General features: G+C 64.9%; 14 protein-coding genes. 6 read left to right on the top strand and 8 right to left on the bottom strand.

What is annotated here, in order from left to right:
* The 4 genes from EN738_RS17350 to EN738_RS17335 all read left to right on the top strand — a co-directional run.
* A partial coding sequence (locus tag EN738_RS17350) for an SDR family oxidoreductase (RefSeq protein WP_127284747.1) occupies positions 1-301 on the top strand: 301 nt, incomplete at its 5' end.
* A gap of 283 nt (positions 302-584) precedes the next feature.
* Positions 585-1982 (top strand): class II fumarate hydratase, encoded by a 1398-nt coding sequence (gene fumC, locus EN738_RS17345; protein ID WP_127284746.1) that lies wholly within the window; start codon positions 585-587, stop codon positions 1980-1982.
* A gap of 113 nt (positions 1983-2095) precedes the next feature.
* Positions 2096-2518 carry a DoxX family protein gene (locus tag EN738_RS17340; RefSeq protein ID WP_126055158.1) on the top strand — a complete coding sequence of 141 codons (423 nt, stop codon included), beginning with the start codon at positions 2096-2098 and terminating at the stop codon, positions 2516-2518.
* A 157-nt stretch (positions 2519-2675) separates the two neighbouring features.
* Entirely contained in the window at positions 2676-3098 is a 423-nt protein-coding gene (locus EN738_RS17335) for a DoxX family protein (protein WP_127284745.1), read from the top strand.
* A 114-nt stretch (positions 3099-3212) separates the two neighbouring features.
* On the opposite strand, the gene ppx is transcribed toward EN738_RS17335, so the two are convergent.
* Positions 3213-4748 carry an exopolyphosphatase gene (gene ppx / locus EN738_RS17330; RefSeq protein WP_127284744.1) on the bottom strand — a complete coding sequence of 512 codons (1536 nt, stop codon included), beginning with the start codon at positions 4746-4748 and terminating at the stop codon, positions 3213-3215.
* Entirely contained in the window at positions 4745-6940 is a 2196-nt protein-coding gene (locus tag EN738_RS17325) for an RNA degradosome polyphosphate kinase (protein ID WP_127284743.1), read from the bottom strand. The genes ppx and EN738_RS17325 overlap by 4 nt, the downstream gene beginning before the upstream one ends.
* Positions 6941-7154: 214 nt before the next feature.
* Here EN738_RS17325 and EN738_RS17320 point away from each other — a divergent pair, with 214 nt between their 5' ends.
* Both EN738_RS17320 and EN738_RS17315 read left to right on the top strand, forming a co-directional pair.
* The gene (locus EN738_RS17320; RefSeq protein WP_127284742.1) at positions 7155-7400 is read left to right on the top strand and encodes a zinc-finger domain-containing protein; all 246 of its coding nucleotides are present in this window, start codon (positions 7155-7157) and stop codon (positions 7398-7400) included.
* Between the two features lie 19 nt (positions 7401-7419).
* Complete coding sequence (locus EN738_RS17315) at positions 7420-8655, top strand: FAD-dependent monooxygenase (protein ID WP_127284741.1); 1236 nt, start codon at positions 7420-7422, stop codon at positions 8653-8655.
* 231 nt (positions 8656-8886) lie between these two features.
* Here EN738_RS17315 and EN738_RS17305 read toward each other — a convergent pair whose 3' ends face one another.
* The 6 genes from EN738_RS17305 to EN738_RS17280 form a co-directional block, all read right to left on the bottom strand.
* Entirely contained in the window at positions 8887-9552 is a 666-nt protein-coding gene (locus tag EN738_RS17305; RefSeq protein WP_127284740.1) for a TIGR02117 family protein, read from the bottom strand.
* Positions 9553-9655: 103 nt separating this feature from the next.
* A complete protein-coding gene (locus EN738_RS17300) occupies positions 9656-10459 on the bottom strand; it encodes an amino acid ABC transporter ATP-binding protein (RefSeq protein WP_127284739.1) in 804 nt (267 codons plus the stop codon).
* A 70-nt stretch (positions 10460-10529) separates the two neighbouring features.
* Positions 10530-11687: an amino acid ABC transporter permease gene (locus EN738_RS17295; RefSeq protein ID WP_127284738.1), complete on the bottom strand. Its 1158-nt coding sequence runs from the start codon at positions 11685-11687 to the stop codon at positions 10530-10532.
* 4 nt (positions 11688-11691) lie between these two features.
* Positions 11692-12879, bottom strand: coding sequence for an amino acid ABC transporter permease (locus tag EN738_RS17290; RefSeq protein WP_127284737.1), 1188 nt, complete (start codon positions 12877-12879; stop codon positions 11692-11694).
* Between the two features lie 63 nt (positions 12880-12942).
* A complete protein-coding gene (locus tag EN738_RS17285) occupies positions 12943-13971 on the bottom strand; it encodes an amino acid ABC transporter substrate-binding protein (RefSeq protein WP_127284736.1) in 1029 nt (342 codons plus the stop codon).
* A 438-nt stretch (positions 13972-14409) separates the two neighbouring features.
* The coding region (locus tag EN738_RS17280; RefSeq protein ID WP_189605877.1) for a DUF2182 domain-containing protein at positions 14410-14921 on the bottom strand (512 nt) is incomplete at its 5' end.

The following is a 14921-nucleotide window of genomic DNA, read 5'->3' as shown; positions in this document are numbered from 1 at the left end:
CTCCAAGGGCGCGCTGAACTCGCTGACCAAGTCGCTCGCCTTCGAGCTCGGACCGCGCGGCATAAGGGTCAATGCGATCGCGCCGGGCACGATCGACACCGCAATGCGGCGCAAGTCGATCGAAAACCTGCCGGCCGCCGCGCAAGACGAGTTGAAGGCCCATGTCGAGCGCAGCTATCCGCTCGGGCGTATCGGCCGCACCGGCGACCTTGCCGGCATCGCCGTCCATCTCGCCAGCGACGAGGCTGCCTGGACCAGCGGCGGCGTCTTTGCCATCGACGGCGGCTACACGGCGGGGTGAGAGGCGTTCTCTTCCTTTGTGGGGGAGATGGCCGGCAGGCCAGAGGGGGGCGCTGTCCCGCCAGCGTTTCAGCCCATTGAGGGCCGGATGAAATGGCAGCTCGGATCATCCCAGGTGCCGTGATCCTTCGCGCCCCCCTCTGCCCTGCCGGGCATCTCCCCCACAAGGGGGGAGATTAGCTAACTCTTCAACCGATTTGCATCTTCTTCGCCCCCAATCTCCGCTTGATGCCATTTGTGCAACGCGATACGCCGTTGCCGAATTCGACAACCGGAGACCTCCAGTGAGCGCTGAGAAGACCAGAACCGAAACCGACACATTCGGTCCCATCGAGGTCGCCGCCGACCGCTACTGGGGCGCGCAGGCACAACGGTCGCTGGGCAATTTCAAGATCGGCTGGGAAAAGCAGCCGGCGTCGATCGTGCGCGCGCTGGGCATCGTCAAGCGCGCCGCGGCCGAAGCCAATATGGAGCTGAAGCGGCTCGATCCCGCGCTCGGCAAGGCAATCATCGAGGCCGCCCAGGAGGTCATCGACGGCAAGCTCAACGACCATTTCCCGCTGGTGGTGTGGCAGACCGGCTCGGGCACGCAGTCCAACATGAACGCCAATGAGGTGATCTCCAACCGGGCGATCGAGCTGCTCGGCGGCGTCATGGGCTCGAAGAAGCCGGTGCACCCGAACGACCACGTCAATATTAGCCAGTCGTCGAACGACACCTATCCGACGGCCATGCACATCGCCTGCGCCGAACGCATCGTGCACGACCTGCTGCCGGCACTGAAGCACCTGCACAAGGCGCTGGAGGCGAAGAGCCAGGCGTTCGCGCACATCATCAAGATCGGCCGCACGCACACCCAGGATGCCACGCCGCTGACGCTGGGACAGGAATTCTCCGGCTATGCCGCACAGGTCGCCTCCTCGATCAAGCGCATCGAGATGACGCTGCCCGGCCTGCAGGAGCTGGCGCAGGGCGGCACCGCCGTCGGCACCGGCCTCAACGCGCCGATCGGCTTCGCCGAGAAGGTGGCGGACCGCATCGCCGCCATCACCGGCATCGCCTTCGTCACCGCGCCGAACAAGTTCGAGGCGCTTGCCGCGCACGATTCCATGGTGTTCTCGCACGGCGCGATCAACGCGGCAGCGGCGGCGCTGTTCAAGATCGCCAACGACATCCGCTTCCTCGGCTCCGGCCCGCGCTCCGGGCTCGGCGAGCTGTCGCTGCCGGAAAACGAGCCGGGCTCCTCGATCATGCCGGGCAAGGTCAACCCGACCCAGTGCGAGGCGCTGACACAGGTCTGCGTCCAGGTGTTCGGGAACAACGCGGCGCTGACCTTCGCCGGCAGCCAGGGCCATTTCGAACTCAACGTCTACAACCCGCTGATGGCCTATAACTTCCTGCAGTCGGTGCAGTTGCTGACCGACGCCTCGGTCTCCTTCACCGACAATTGCGTCGTCGGCATCGAGGCGCGCGAGGACAACATCAAGGCGGCGCTCGACCGCTCGCTGATGCTGGTGACGGCGCTGGCGCCGACCATCGGCTACGACAGCGCCGCCAAGATCGCCAAGACGGCGCACAAGAAGGGCACCACCCTGCGCGAGGAAGCACTGGCGACAGGCCTGGTCAGCGAGGCCGACTACGACCGGCTGGTACGGCCGGAGGACATGACGCATCCGGGGTAAGCTAGTATCACCGACGTAACCGGGTGAACAATCTGTCGCCACATCGGCATCTTTGGTGAACAGTCTGCCTGCTCTATCTGGGTTGTCATTCCAATCCTCCCGGAGAGAGTCCCATGTCCATCAACACTTCCGTCGCCGGTTCCGGCGTCGCTTCCAACAGCTCCACCACCATCCTGCTCGGCCGCATCCTGCTGGCCGTCATCTTCCTGCTTTCGGGCTTCGGCAAGCTCACCGCGATTGCCGGCACCGCCGGCTATTTTGGCAGCCTCGGCCTGCCGCTGCCGACCGTGACCGCCGTCCTCGTCGGCCTCATCGAGCTGCTCGGCGGCCTCGCCGTCCTCGTCGGCTTCCAGACCCGCATCGTTGCCTGGGTGCTGGCGATCTTCACGGTTGCCACCGGGCTGGTCGCCCATACCGGCTGGGCCGACCAGATGCAGATGATCCAGTTCCTCAAGAACCTCGCCATCGCCGGCGGCTTCATCGTGCTGGCTTCGTCTGGCGCCGGTTCCTACTCGATCGACGCCAAGCGCGGCTGAACCCCGCTCAAATCCCGAACTAGACAAAGCGGCGCGGAATTTTCCGCGCCGCTTTTTCGTTGTCCTTAGAGCAGCCTCGTTAGCCAATTCCCGTGCGAGCCCCGGCAGCGTAGACTGATCGGCATGCCGGGCCGGAGTCGCCGGCAGGGAGGTGATGATGCCCCGCAACGTGCTGCTTCTCCTGTCCCGGCTGCTGCTTGCCGCCCTCTTCATCCCTTCCGGCTTCCAGGCGCTGACCAATATTTCCGGCACGACCAGCTATTTCGCCGGCCTCGGCCTGCCCCTGCCGGCGCTCGCAGCCTGGGGCACCGGCCTGTTCGAGCTGATCGCCGGAGCGCTCATCCTCGTCGGCTTCCAGACGCGGATCGTTGCCCTGCTGCTCGCGGCCTTCTGCATCGTTGCCGGCTTCATCGGTCATTACGGCCAGGGCGGCGACGACGCGATGCTCGCCTTCCTGCACCAGCAGATGCTGATGAAGGACATCGCAATCGCAGGCGGCTTCCTGGCGCTGGCGATGGCCGGCGCCGGTGCCTGGTCGGTCGACGGGCGGCTGGTTGGAATCGCAGATCAGCTGACTTGACCAGGCCGGCCAATTGGCCGGCTCGCTCAGGCGCGTTGGAAATTGGCGGCGATGATTTCGCGCCAGATGCGGGTGGGCCTTTTTGGCGCTGCCCACCATTTTCACCGAGACACCCTATTTGACCGAGACGCTTGGCCCATTCTCGACCGCCAGCACCAGCCGGCGATTGGTGATCCTGGCCAACTGCGCCAGCCGACCGGCCGGCCGCTCGCCATAAAGGTCGGCGAGCGAGGCCGGCAGCACCAGGGCCAGCGCGCCGTTGGGTCGGTTTTCCCATTTCAGCCGGGGCATGATGCCCGGCATCGCCGCCGTCAGCAGGTAGACGACGCGCATCATCGCCGCCAGCAGGCGGGCGCGCTCCAGGATGCGCGGCGGCGCCAGCGCCTTGATCTCGGGGGCGATGCCCTCGTTGAAGATACCGTCATGGCGGTAGGCGCCAGCCAGCGCCAGATAGGCGCGGCCGGGATGGTCGACGCCTATGAAGGAGGCATGCGCGATGATGTTGAGCGACTGCCGGCCGCGATATTCGGGATGCGCGCGCCAGCCGATGTCGGCCAGCAGGCAGGCGGCATGGCGGTATCGTGCCTCGTCCCCGGTCTCGTCGATGCCGAAGGCGGCGAAGGCCTTGCCGGTCCACTCGACCAGCTCATGGGCGTGGTGGACCGAGCGCGAGCGCAAGAGCGCAAGCTCCTCGGCGGCCGAGATCAGCGGATCGGCCTTCTGTTCGGCCTCGTCGAGCAGCGAATAGAGGAAGCCCTCGCGCACGCCGAGCGCCGAGACGACGATCTTGGACGGCTGCATCGCCGCCATGATCTCCTGCAGCACGACGGCGCCATAGGGCAGCAGCGAGCGACGATTCTTCGAGACGCCCTCGATGCCCCTGACCTTCTCGATCTCGGCCTTCGTCACCTGCTTCAGGAAGCTCAGGACGCTGTCGGCCGGTATCTCGTAGTGGTGCATGACGCCGAGCGGATAGTTGCTCATCTCCATGTGCAGCCGGGCGAGGTTTCGCCAGGTGCCGCCGACGGCGTAGAAGACCCTGCCCTGCCCGCCCTTCAGCAGCTTTGCCCGCGCCAGTTGCTCGCGCGCGATCTTCTGCGCCTGGGCGAGCGAGTTCTTGGCCATGTCCTGCAGGCGCAGGCCGCCGAGGGGCAGGGTGATGCCGTCGCCGATCGCCTCGCCATTGATGTCGATCAGCTCGAGGCTGCCGCCGCCAAGGTCGCCGGCGATGCCATTGGCCGGGTGGAAGCCTGAGATGACGCCGAGCGCCGAATAATGCGCTTCCTGGCGCCCGGAAAGTACCCGGATCTCGGTCTTCAGCACATCCTCGGCGCGGTGGATGAAATCGGGGCCGTTGACCGCCTCGCGCGCGGCGGCGGTCGCCAGCACATACATGTGCTCCGCGCCCGCCTGATCGGAGAGCGCGCGGAAGCGGCGGAACTCCTCCATCGAGCGGGTCACCGCCTCGGGATCGAGCTTGCCGGTCGAAACGATGCCGCGGCCGAGGCCGGCCAGCATCTTTTCGTTGAACAGCACAGTCGGCGAGCGCGCCAACCCTTCGTAGACGACGAGGCGGATCGAGTTCGAGCCGATGTCGATGATCGACAGCGGCCGCCGGTCCTGGAGCCGGCCCTGGGAAGTAGAAATCACGCGGCGCCGTTCTTCTTGCGGCGCTTGAACTGGGCTATGCGCTTGGGCGCATGCGACTTCAGCGCGTCACCCCGTCCGGACAGGCTCGGATTGGTCATGAAATATTCCTGCGCGTTGAACGGTTCCTCGCCCTCCTCCAGCACGACGCGCCGGGAGGTTCCGTCAGCCAATACGTCGAAACTTTGCTGGTTGTCCATGATGTTGCCCAGCATGATCTGGCCAAGCACCTGTTCATGCACAGTTGGATTGGTGATCGGCACCATGGTCTCGACGCGGCGGTCGAGATTGCGCGGCATCAAATCGGCCGAGGAGATGTAGACGATAGCCTCGTCCGAAGGCAGGCCGTGGCCGTCGCCGAAGCAGTAGATGCGGCTATGCTCGAGGAAGCGGCCGACGATCGATTTCACCCTTATGTTTTCCGACAGGCCGGGCACCTGCGGCCTCAGGCAGCAGATGCCGCGCACGACGAGATCGATCTCGACGCCGGCGCGGCTGGCGTCATAGAGCGCGTCGATGATGATCGGATCGACCAGCGCGTTCATCTTCATCCAGATGCGGGCCGGACGGCCCTCGCGCGCATGGGCGATCTCGTCCGAAATGTGCTTCAGGATGCGCTTGCGCAGCGTGAACGGCGAGACCGCCAGCCGCATCTCCTCGGCCGGCTCGGCATAGCCGGTGATGAAGTTGAAGAGCTGGGCGACATCGCGCGCGATCGTCGCGTCGGTGGTGAAGAACGACAGGTCGGTGTAGATGCGGGCCGTGACCGGATGGTAGTTGCCGGTGCCGAGATGCACGTAATTGCGCAGCTTGCCGTCCTCGCGCCGCACCACCAGCGACATCTTGGCGTGGGTCTTCAGTTCGAGGAAGCCGAACACGACCTGAACGCCGGCGCGCTCGAGGTCGCGTGCCCAGCGGATATTGGCCTCCTCGTCGAAGCGCGCCTTGAGCTCGACCAGCGCCGTCACCGACTTGCCGGCCTCGGCCGCGTCGACCAGCGCGCGGACGATCGGGCTGTCGTTGGAGGTGCGGTAGAGCGTCTGCTTGATCGCCACCACTTCCGGGTCGGCCATCGCCTGGCGCAGGAACTGCACCACCACGTCGAAGGATTCGTAGGGGTGGTGGACGACGATGTCCTTCTCGCGGATGGCGGCGAAGCAGTCGCCGCCATGCTCGCGGATGCGCTCGGGAAAGCGCGGATTGTAGGGCGTGAACTTCAAATCGTCGCGCGCGACGGCGACGATCTCGGAGATCTGGCTCAGCGCCAGCGGACCGGTCAAGACGCTGATGCGGCTCGACGAAACGCCGAGCTCGCCGGCGACGAAGTCGCGCAGCGCGGGCGGCATCGACATGTCGAACTCGATGCGGATGACCGAACCGCGGCGACGCCGCTTCAGCGCCGTCTCGAACAGGCGCACCAGATCCTCGGACTCTTCCTCGACCTCGATATCGCTGTCGCGGATGAGGCGGAAGGTGCCGGAGCCCTTGACCTCGTAGCCCGGGAAAAGCTTGCCGATATAAAGGCCGACCGCTTCCTCGAGCGGGATGAAGCGGACATGGTTCTTGCGGTCGGGCAGGCGGATGAAGCGCTTCAGGGCCACCGGCAGGCGCAGCAGCGCGCTCATCTCCTCGCCGTTCTTGCGGTGGCGCAATTGCAGCGCCATCGAGAAGCCGAGATTGGGGATGAACGGGAACGGGTGCGCCGGGTCGATCGACAGCGGGGTCAGCACCGGGAACACCTGATCCTGGAAATGTTCTTCCAGCCAGGCCCTCTCGTCCTTGGTCAGCGCGTCGCGCGTGATGCTCTCGATGCCTTCCTTGTTGAGCAGCTGCATCAGCGCCGACAGGCTTTTCTGCTGGTCTTCCTGCAGGCGCTCGACCTCGCGCAGCAATTGTTCGAGCTGCTGCTCCGGCGTGCGGCCGTCCGGGCTCTTGAGGGCGATGCCCTCGCGCACCTGGCCGGCGAGGCCCGCGACGCGGACCATGAAGAACTCGTCGAGATTGGCGGCCGAGATCGACAGAAAGCGGACCCGTTCGAGCAACGGATGGTTCGCATTCAGCGATTCTTCCAGCACGCGGCGGTTGAACTGCAGCCAGGAGAACTCGCGATTGACGAAACGGTCTGGATTGCCGGCTTCCGGGCTTGCCGCCTCGATGGTGATGAATTCGCTTTGCACCGGCTTCAGTTCGTTCATGATTCCTGCTCTTGCCCCTGCCCCGGTTTCCCTGAACATCCTTGTGGCGCCAGGCACTACGCCTGGCTGCAAAAATGCTCCAGCCGGTTAACCGGCTCAACTTATCCTCTGACAGGCTTTTGCGACAGTTTCATTTCATCGATCTTGCAAAGAGGCCGGTTATGATCCAGATGCAACTGGCCGAAAGCAGGCCGAGACCAAATTGGAGACGACGATGGCAGGCGGTTCCATTCCCCATTTCCAGAACGATGCGGGCCATCCGGCGATCGACATCGGCGTCAGGGAATTCATGTGCACGGGCGCCAACCCGCCTTTCGACCATCCGCATGTCTTCCTCGACATGGGTGACGACAACGAGAAGGTCTGCCCCTATTGCTCGACGCTCTACCGTTATTCGTCGAAGCTGAAGGCGACGGAAACGGTGCCGCCGGGCTGCCTCTATATCGACCAGGCCGCCTGACTCTTTCGCGACAGATCTGATGGACGACGCGCGCTCCCGGCAAGTCGTCATCGCCGGAGCGGGTATCGCCGGGTTAACCGCGGCCATTGCGTTCGCCGAACGCGGCCATCCCGTGCAGATTTTCGAACAGGCGCCGCGACTCGAAGCGGCCGGCGCCGGCATCCAACTTTCCCCCAACGCGACGCGCATCCTCAGGCAACTCGGCGTGCTCGATCGGTTGCTGCCGCATGCCGTGCGGCCGGAGGCGGTGGTGCTGAAGGACGCCGCGACGCTCAGGGAATTGGCGCGGGTGCCGCTGGGGCAAGCCGGCGAGAGCCGTTGGGGTGCGCCCTATCTCGTCGCGCACCGCGCCGACGTGCAGGCGGCGCTTACGGCGCAGGCCGCGGGGTGCCGCGACATCGAACTTGTCACCGGCGCGCGCGTGACAGGCCTTGCCAACGCGCCGCAAGGCGTTGCGGTGACGGTCGAAGCGGATGGGCGCAGGATCGAGGCCAGCGGCCAATTGCTGGTCGGCGCCGACGGCGTCTGGTCGTCGCTTCGCGAAAAGCTCGCCGTCATGGAGCCGGGCTTCGGCAAGAGCCGCTTCTCGGGCGAGCTTGCCTGGCGCGCGACGGTCGCGGCTGAAAGTGCCGCCGGAGAAGCCTTTGCAACGGTCGGCGCCACGGACTGCGTCACCACCTTTCTGCATCCTGGCTTCCACCTGGTGGCCTATCCGGTGAGCCAAGGCAGCGCCTTCAACCTCGCCGCCTTCACCAGGGGCGAGCGCATCGCCGAAGGCTGGTCCGGCCATGCCGACCCGGCCATCCTCTCAGGCGCCATGCGCGGCACGGCGCCGGCGCTGGCAAGGCTTGTCGCGCAGGCCAGTCCGTGGACGGCGTTTCCGATCCATACCGTCGCCCAGCAGCGCTGGACGACGCCAGCCGGGATCGCGCTCATTGGCGACGCCGCGCATGCGATGACGCCGTTCTCGGCGCAGGGCGCCGCCATGGCAATAGAGGACGCCGCGATGCTTGCCGGCATGGTCGCCGACTTCCCCGACGATCCAGGGCAGAGCCTTGCCGTCTGGGAGAACCTGAGGCGGCCGCGCATCGCGAAGGTACTGAGGCGCGGCGCGCTCAACCGGCTTGCCTGGCATGCCTGGGGGCCGGTGGCGATCGCGCGCAACCTGGTGCTGGCGACGCGCCCGGCGGAGAAGCTCGCGGCCGATCTGGACTGGCTCTACGGGTGGGAGGCGCGGAAGGTGGTGCGGCGTTGACCGCCTTAGTGGGCGATCGCAATTGCGATCGCCTGGCGGGACAGCGCCCCCCCTCTGTCCTGCCGGACATCTCCCCCACTTGGGGGGAGATCAGCAGTCGCGCCGGCTTTCGCCAATGTCCAACGTTGCAGGGTCAGCACCGGCGGCGAAACCGCCAATCTCCCCCCTCGTGGGGGAGATGTCCGGCAGGACAGAGGGGGGCGCGAACGAATGAGGCGCTCATGATTGGCTTCAATCATACAACCGCATCGACCACCCCAGCGACACCGGCAGCGGGTTCCACCAGCCGGTGCGCAGGCCGGCGGTGCGCAGCGCGGCTGCCGTCCAGGTGTTGCAGCCGACCAGCGCGTTGAAATGGCCGTTGGCCTCGTAGAAGCGATCGAAGCGGGAATAGCCGGTATTGTCGATGGCCATCGGGCCGTCCGGTCCCTGCCGGAAGCTCGCCGCTATATAGTCGAGCAGTGCTGAGAAACGATCGTCGTCGATGTCGAAACCGGCGACATCGGGATGCGGTTCGCTGATTGCGCCGGCGACATCGACATGCATCACCGAGGCGTTGAGCGTCAGCGCCTTGAGCACCGGCACCGCCTTCAGCTCCGACCATGTCGGCGTTTCCAGGTAGAAGGCACGGCCGCCCCAGCCGAAGACGATGTAGCGCACCTCCGGAGCGTCGGCCGGGATGCCGGCATCGGTGAGGAAATGGAAACGCCGGCGCACCTCTTCATCGACGGGGATGGCGATGTCGGTGTGGATCGGGTTGCTCAGCACCAGGATGCGCCTGCTGCCCTCGCCCGCTGCGGCCGCCGGCCAAAGCGGGCGCGGCACCAGCGTGCCGAGCGCCGCGGCGAGCGCGAACGCGGCCGGCAGGCCGACAAGCAAACGCCAGAACCTTCTCATCGACGACACCTTTGCCGCATCAGGGCCGATAGCTCCGGCCCGTGCATATGAAAAAAGCCCGGCCGCATTGCGGCCGGGCTTCTGCGTTCGATATGGGAACCGCTCAGTGCAGGATCTGCGACAGGAACAGTTTCGTGCGCTCGTGGCGCGGATGGTCGAAGAACTCGGCCGGCGTGTTCTGCTCGACGATCTGGCCCTGGTCCATGAAGATCACCCGGTTGGCGACCTTGCGGGCAAAGCCCATCTCGTGGGTGACGCAGAGCATGGTCATGCCTTCCTCGGCCAGACCCACCATCGTCTCCAGCACTTCCTTGATCATTTCCGGATCGAGCGCCGAGGTCGGCTCGTCGAACAGCATGATGCGCGGGTTCATGCACAGCGAGCGCGCGATCGCCACGCGCTGCTGCTGGCCGCCCGAAAGCTGGCCCGGATATTTGTTGGCCTGCTCAGGGATCTTGACGCGCTTGAGGAAATGCATGGCGATCTCCTCGGCCTGCTTCTTCGGCGTCTTGCGCACCCAGATCGGCGCCAGCGTGCAGTTTTCAAGGATGGTCAGATGCGGGAACAGGTTGAAGTGCTGGAACACCATGCCGACCTCGCGGCGCACCTCGTCGATCTTCTTCAGATCGTTGGTCAGTTCCTTGCCGTCGACGATGATCTTGCCCTTCTGGTGCTCCTCCAGCCGGTTGATGCAGCGGATCATGGTCGACTTGCCGGAGCCGGACGGGCCGCAGATGACGATACGCTCGCCGCGCATCACCTTGAGGTTGATGTCCTTCAGCACATGGAACTCGCCGTACCATTTGTGCATGCCGACGATGTCGATGGCGACGTCGGTCGTCGAGATGTGCATCTTCTTGGCATCGACCTTGAGGTCGTCCGCGCTGACGGCGTTTTCGGTGGTCATGGCCAATTCCCCTTATCGTTGTCTTTGATGCATGTCGTTACCCCAAAACCGCATACTTAGGCGACCTGCATCAGCGTTTGTAGCCGGTGTCGAGCCGGCGTTCCGTGTACATTGAATAGCGCGACATGCCGAAGCAGAACAGCCAGAACACGAAGGCGGCGAACACCAGGCCGGATTTCGCGGTCTGCGGCGTCGCCCAGTTGGCGTCGGAGAAGTTCTGCTTGACGACGCCGAGCAGGTCGAACATCGAGATGATCAGCACCAGGCTGGTGTCCTTGAACATACCGATGAAGGTGTTGACGATGCCGGGAATGACCAGCTTCAGCGCCTGCGGCAGCACGATCAGGCCCATCTTCTGCCAGTAGCCGAGGCCGAGCGAATCGGCGCCCTCATACTGCCCTTTCGGAATCGCCTGCAGGCCGCCGCGCACCACCTCCGCCATATAGGCGGCGGCAAACAGCGAGACGCCGATCAGCGCCCTCAGGAACTTGTCGAAGGTGACGCCCTCCGGCAGGAACAGCGGCAGCATGACGCTGACGAAGAACAGCACCGTGATCAGCGGGATGCCGCGCACCGTCTCGATGAAGATGACGCACAGCATCTTGATGATCGGCATCTTGGAGCGCCGGCCGAGCGCCAGCACCGTGCCGAGCGGCAGCGAGACGGCGATGCCGACGAAGGACAGGCTGAGCGTGACCAGCAGCCCGCCCCACAGCGAAGTCTCGACAGGCGGCAGGCCGAACACGCCGCCGAGCAGCAGGAAGAACGAGACGATCGGCAGAACCAGGAACAAGAGAATGGCGTTCAACCCCTTGCGCGGCACGCGCGGGATCAGCATCGGCACCAGCAGCGCCACGAACAGGATGGCGACGAGGATCGGCCGCCAGCGCTCCTCGATCGGATAGCGGCCGAACATGAACTGGCCGAACTTGGCGTTGACGAAGGCCCAGCAGGCGCCGCTCCAGCCGTCCGGCTGGATGCCGCCCTGCGCGACGGTCGCGCAGACGGTCCGATCCGGACCCGTCCACTGGGCGTTGAGCAGAGCCCAGTTGATGACCTGCGGCAGGATCCAGGCGACGATGAGAATGCCGAGGATGGTCAGGATGGTGTCGCCGGGGGTGGCGATCAGGTTCTTGCGCACCCAGGCATAGAGCCCGCGTTCGCTCGGCGGCGCCGGCTGGGCGAGAGCCATCTCGGTACGCACCCAGGACATATCATGTTCCTGCATGGTCCTACCTCTCCACCAATGCCATTCTGGCGTTGACGACGTTCATGACCGCGGAGGTCACGAGGCTCAGCACCAGATAGGCGATCATCATGATCAGCACGCCCTCGACCGCCTGGCCGGTCTGGTTGAGCACCGTGCCGGCGGTGGCGGTGAGATCGGGATAGCCGATGGCGATCGCCAGCGAGGAGTTCTTGGTCAGGTTGAGATACTGGCTGGTCAGCGGCGGGATGACGATGCGCATGGCCTGCGGCACCACGACCAGCCGCAGGATCGGGCCCGAGCGCAGTCCCAGCGCCCCGGCGGCCTCGGTCTGGCCTCTGCTGACGCCCCTGATACCGGCGCGCACGATCTCGGCGATGAAGGCCGCCGTGTAGCAGGACAGCGCCAGATAGAGCGACAGGAATTCCGGCTTGACCTGGAAGCCACCTGTCAGGTTGAAGGTCGATTGCTTCGGAAAATCAAAGCTCAGCGGGAAGCCGCTAAGCGCGTAGGCAAGCAGCGGCAGGCCGGCGATCAGCGCTATCGACGTCCAGAACACCGGGAACTGCTGACCGGTCACCATCTGCCGCTGGCGGGCCGTGCGGGCGACGAACCACGCCATGGCCAGGCCGACGAGGAAGGCGACCAAGATCAGCCAGGAGCCGTCACCCCAGATGGCGCGCGGAAAATAGAAGCCGCGCTGGTTGAGGAAGGAGCCGAAGGGCAGGTTGTAGCTCTCGCGCGGCGGCGGCAGCACGGCGAGCACACCGGAATACCAGAAGAAAATGACCAGCAGCGGCGGGATGTTGCGGAAGATTTCGACATAGACCGTGCAGATCTTGCGGATCAGCCAGTTCTGCGAAAGACGGCCGATGCCGACGACGAAGCCGATGATCGTGGCGGTGATGATGCCGGCGACGGCGACGATGATCGTGTTGATCAGCCCGACGATGATGGCGCGGCCATAGGTCGAATCCGACGTATAGGCGATCGGCGTGTCCGAGATATCGAAGCCGGCCCGCCCCTTCAGGAAGCCGAAGCCGGAGGCGATGTGCAGGCGTGCCAGATTGTCGATGACGTTCTGCACGATCCACCAGACCGAGCCGAACAGAATGACGATGACCAGCGTCTGGAAGAAAAGGCTGCGTACCTTAGGGTCATTGATGAAGGAAGCCCTGCTCGGCTCCTCGCGAAGGATTTCCTGCGATGCCATGCGACCGTCCCCTGGAAAGAGAAACCGGGAGGCAGACAGCCTACCTCCCGGATCACATTTCGATCAGCGGATCGGCGGAGCGTATTGCAGACCGCCTTTGGTCCAGAGCGCGTTGATGCCGCGCGCGATCTTGAGCGGGCTGCCCGAGCCGACATTCTTCTCGAACACTTCGCCGTAATTACCGACAGCCTTGACGATGTTCACGACCCAGTCGTTGGAGACGCCGAGATCGGTGCCGATCTTGGTGTCAGCCTCCTGGCCGAGCACGCGCTTGATCTCGGGGTTGTCGGAGGCCTTCATCTCCTCGACATTGGCCTTGGTGATGCCGAGCTCCTCGGCGTCGAGCAGCGCGAAATAGGTCCACTTGACGATGTGGTACCACTGGTCGTCGCCCTGGCGCACGGCTGGGCCGAGCGGCTCCTTGGAGATGATCTCGGGCAGCACGACATGGTCGGCCGGCGAACCCAGCGTCAGGCGGATGCCGTAGAGGCCCGACTGGTCGGTGGTGTAGACGTCGCAGCGGCCGGCGTCATAGGCGGCGTTGACCTCTTCCAGCTTCTCGAACACGACGGGGTTGTACTCCATCTTGTTCGACTTGAAGTAGTCGGCGAGGTTGAGCTCGGTCGTGGTGCCGCTCTGCACGCAGACGGCGGCGCCCGAAAGCTGCAGCGCCGAGTTCACGCCCGGCAGCTTCTTGGCGTTGATCATGAAACCCTGGCCGTCATAGTAGGTGACGCCGATGAAGTTCAGACCAAGCGCGGTGTCGCGATTGATGGTCCAGGTGGTGTTGCGCGACAGGATGTCGACCTCGCCCGACTGCAGCGCGGTGAAGCGTTCCTTGGCGCTGAGCGGCGTGAACTTGACCTTGGAGCCGTCGCCGAAGACGGCGGCCGCGACGGCGCGGCAGAAGTCGGCGTCGATGCCCTGCCAGTCACCCTTGTCGTCCGGCGCCGAGAAGCCGGCCAGACCGGTGGAGACGCCGCACTGGATGAAGCCCTTCTGCTTGACAGTGTCGAGCGTGCCGGCCGAAGCCGCCGATGCCGTAAACCCAAGCGCGGCGGCGCCGAGAATGCCGAATGCAATATGTTTCATGACCCACATACCCTTTTCTGTTTTACAGGTGACCCTGTTCTCAGGCGACCCTGATCTTTTTCCCGTGTGAACGCAGCTCCCTTCCGGCCACTCCCGGATCCCCGCATCGCAACCGACGCGCTGCCTCCCATTCACGAACTGCATCGAAGGCGATTATTCCTGTGAGGTCAAGGGAAATGACCGTTTCCCAAAGAGTTTGAAAACCGATTGCCGCAAATGCCCGAATTGCGGCCAAACGCGCCCGCAAATTAGCCGGAGCGTGCAACCAGAGTCGGCAAAGTCCGCCCTTCCGCATGAGCCCAACACCGGCAAAGATCAGCCTGGCGTTTGTTCCTGCATCATTGGGGAAGACCTCGCCGGCGACCGCCACCGGCGAACCGGACGACGGCTGCATTCATCAATACAAATCAACACGCATGAAGATCAGCAGGCGGACGATCACCCGGCGCCGGCGAGCAGCCAGACGCCGGTCGCCACCATCACCGCGCCGGAGATTCGCGGGAGCGCCCGGCCCGTCGGGACAGTCTTTTCCAGCAGGATGAGGATGGCGATCGCCGCGATCCAGAGCACGTTCATGACGCCGCAGACGAACAGCAGCGCCATCAGCGCCCAGCAGCAGCCGAGGCAATAGGCGCCGTGCGCGATACCCAGACGCAGCGCGCCGAGCGGCGCGGTGCGGAATCCGCCATGTCTGGTCAGGAACGCGATCGGCGCCTGGCATTGGCTGAGGCAGACGCCCTTCATCGGCGTCCATTGGTAGAGGCCGGCGGCAATCAGGATGACGCCGCCGAGGATGCCGCTGTTGGTCGCCATCATCGGATCGAGCAAGGCGAGACGGGCGAGCAGCCATTGCGCGCCGGTCGCGGCAAGGCTGAAGCCGATCCAGACCAGCAGATAGCCGCTGAAGAACCATCCCGTCGACGCGATGGTGCGCCCGCTCGCCGCGGCCT

It is taken from the genome of Mesorhizobium sp. M4B.F.Ca.ET.017.02.2.1 (genome assembly GCF_003998955.1).
GTDB classification, from domain to species: domain Bacteria; phylum Pseudomonadota; class Alphaproteobacteria; order Rhizobiales; family Rhizobiaceae; genus Mesorhizobium; species Mesorhizobium abyssinicae.
This window is presented reverse-complemented; position numbering and strand designations above follow the sequence as displayed.

Bases quoted from the DNA above. Each gene is read 5' to 3' on its own strand.
- EN738_RS17340 (WP_126055158.1), top strand. From the start codon at position 2,096: ATGTCCATCAACACTTCCGTCGCCGGTTCCGGCGTCGCTTCCAACAGC.
- EN738_RS17335 (WP_127284745.1), top strand. From the start codon at position 2,676: ATGCCCCGCAACGTGCTGCTTCTCCTGTCCCGGCTGCTGCTTGCCGCC.
- EN738_RS17325 (WP_127284743.1), bottom strand. From the start codon at position 6,940: ATGAACGAACTGAAGCCGGTGCAAAGCGAATTCATCACCATCGAGGCG.
- EN738_RS17320 (WP_127284742.1), top strand. From the start codon at position 7,155: ATGGCAGGCGGTTCCATTCCCCATTTCCAGAACGATGCGGGCCATCCG.
- EN738_RS17315 (WP_127284741.1), top strand. From the start codon at position 7,420: ATGGACGACGCGCGCTCCCGGCAAGTCGTCATCGCCGGAGCGGGTATC.
- EN738_RS17305 (WP_127284740.1), bottom strand. From the start codon at position 9,552: ATGAGAAGGTTCTGGCGTTTGCTTGTCGGCCTGCCGGCCGCGTTCGCG.
- EN738_RS17300 (WP_127284739.1), bottom strand. From the start codon at position 10,459: ATGACCACCGAAAACGCCGTCAGCGCGGACGACCTCAAGGTCGATGCC.
- EN738_RS17295 (WP_127284738.1), bottom strand. From the start codon at position 11,687: ATGCAGGAACATGATATGTCCTGGGTGCGTACCGAGATGGCTCTCGCC.
- EN738_RS17290 (WP_127284737.1), bottom strand. From the start codon at position 12,879: ATGGCATCGCAGGAAATCCTTCGCGAGGAGCCGAGCAGGGCTTCCTTC.
- EN738_RS17285 (WP_127284736.1), bottom strand. From the start codon at position 13,971: ATGAAACATATTGCATTCGGCATTCTCGGCGCCGCCGCGCTTGGGTTT.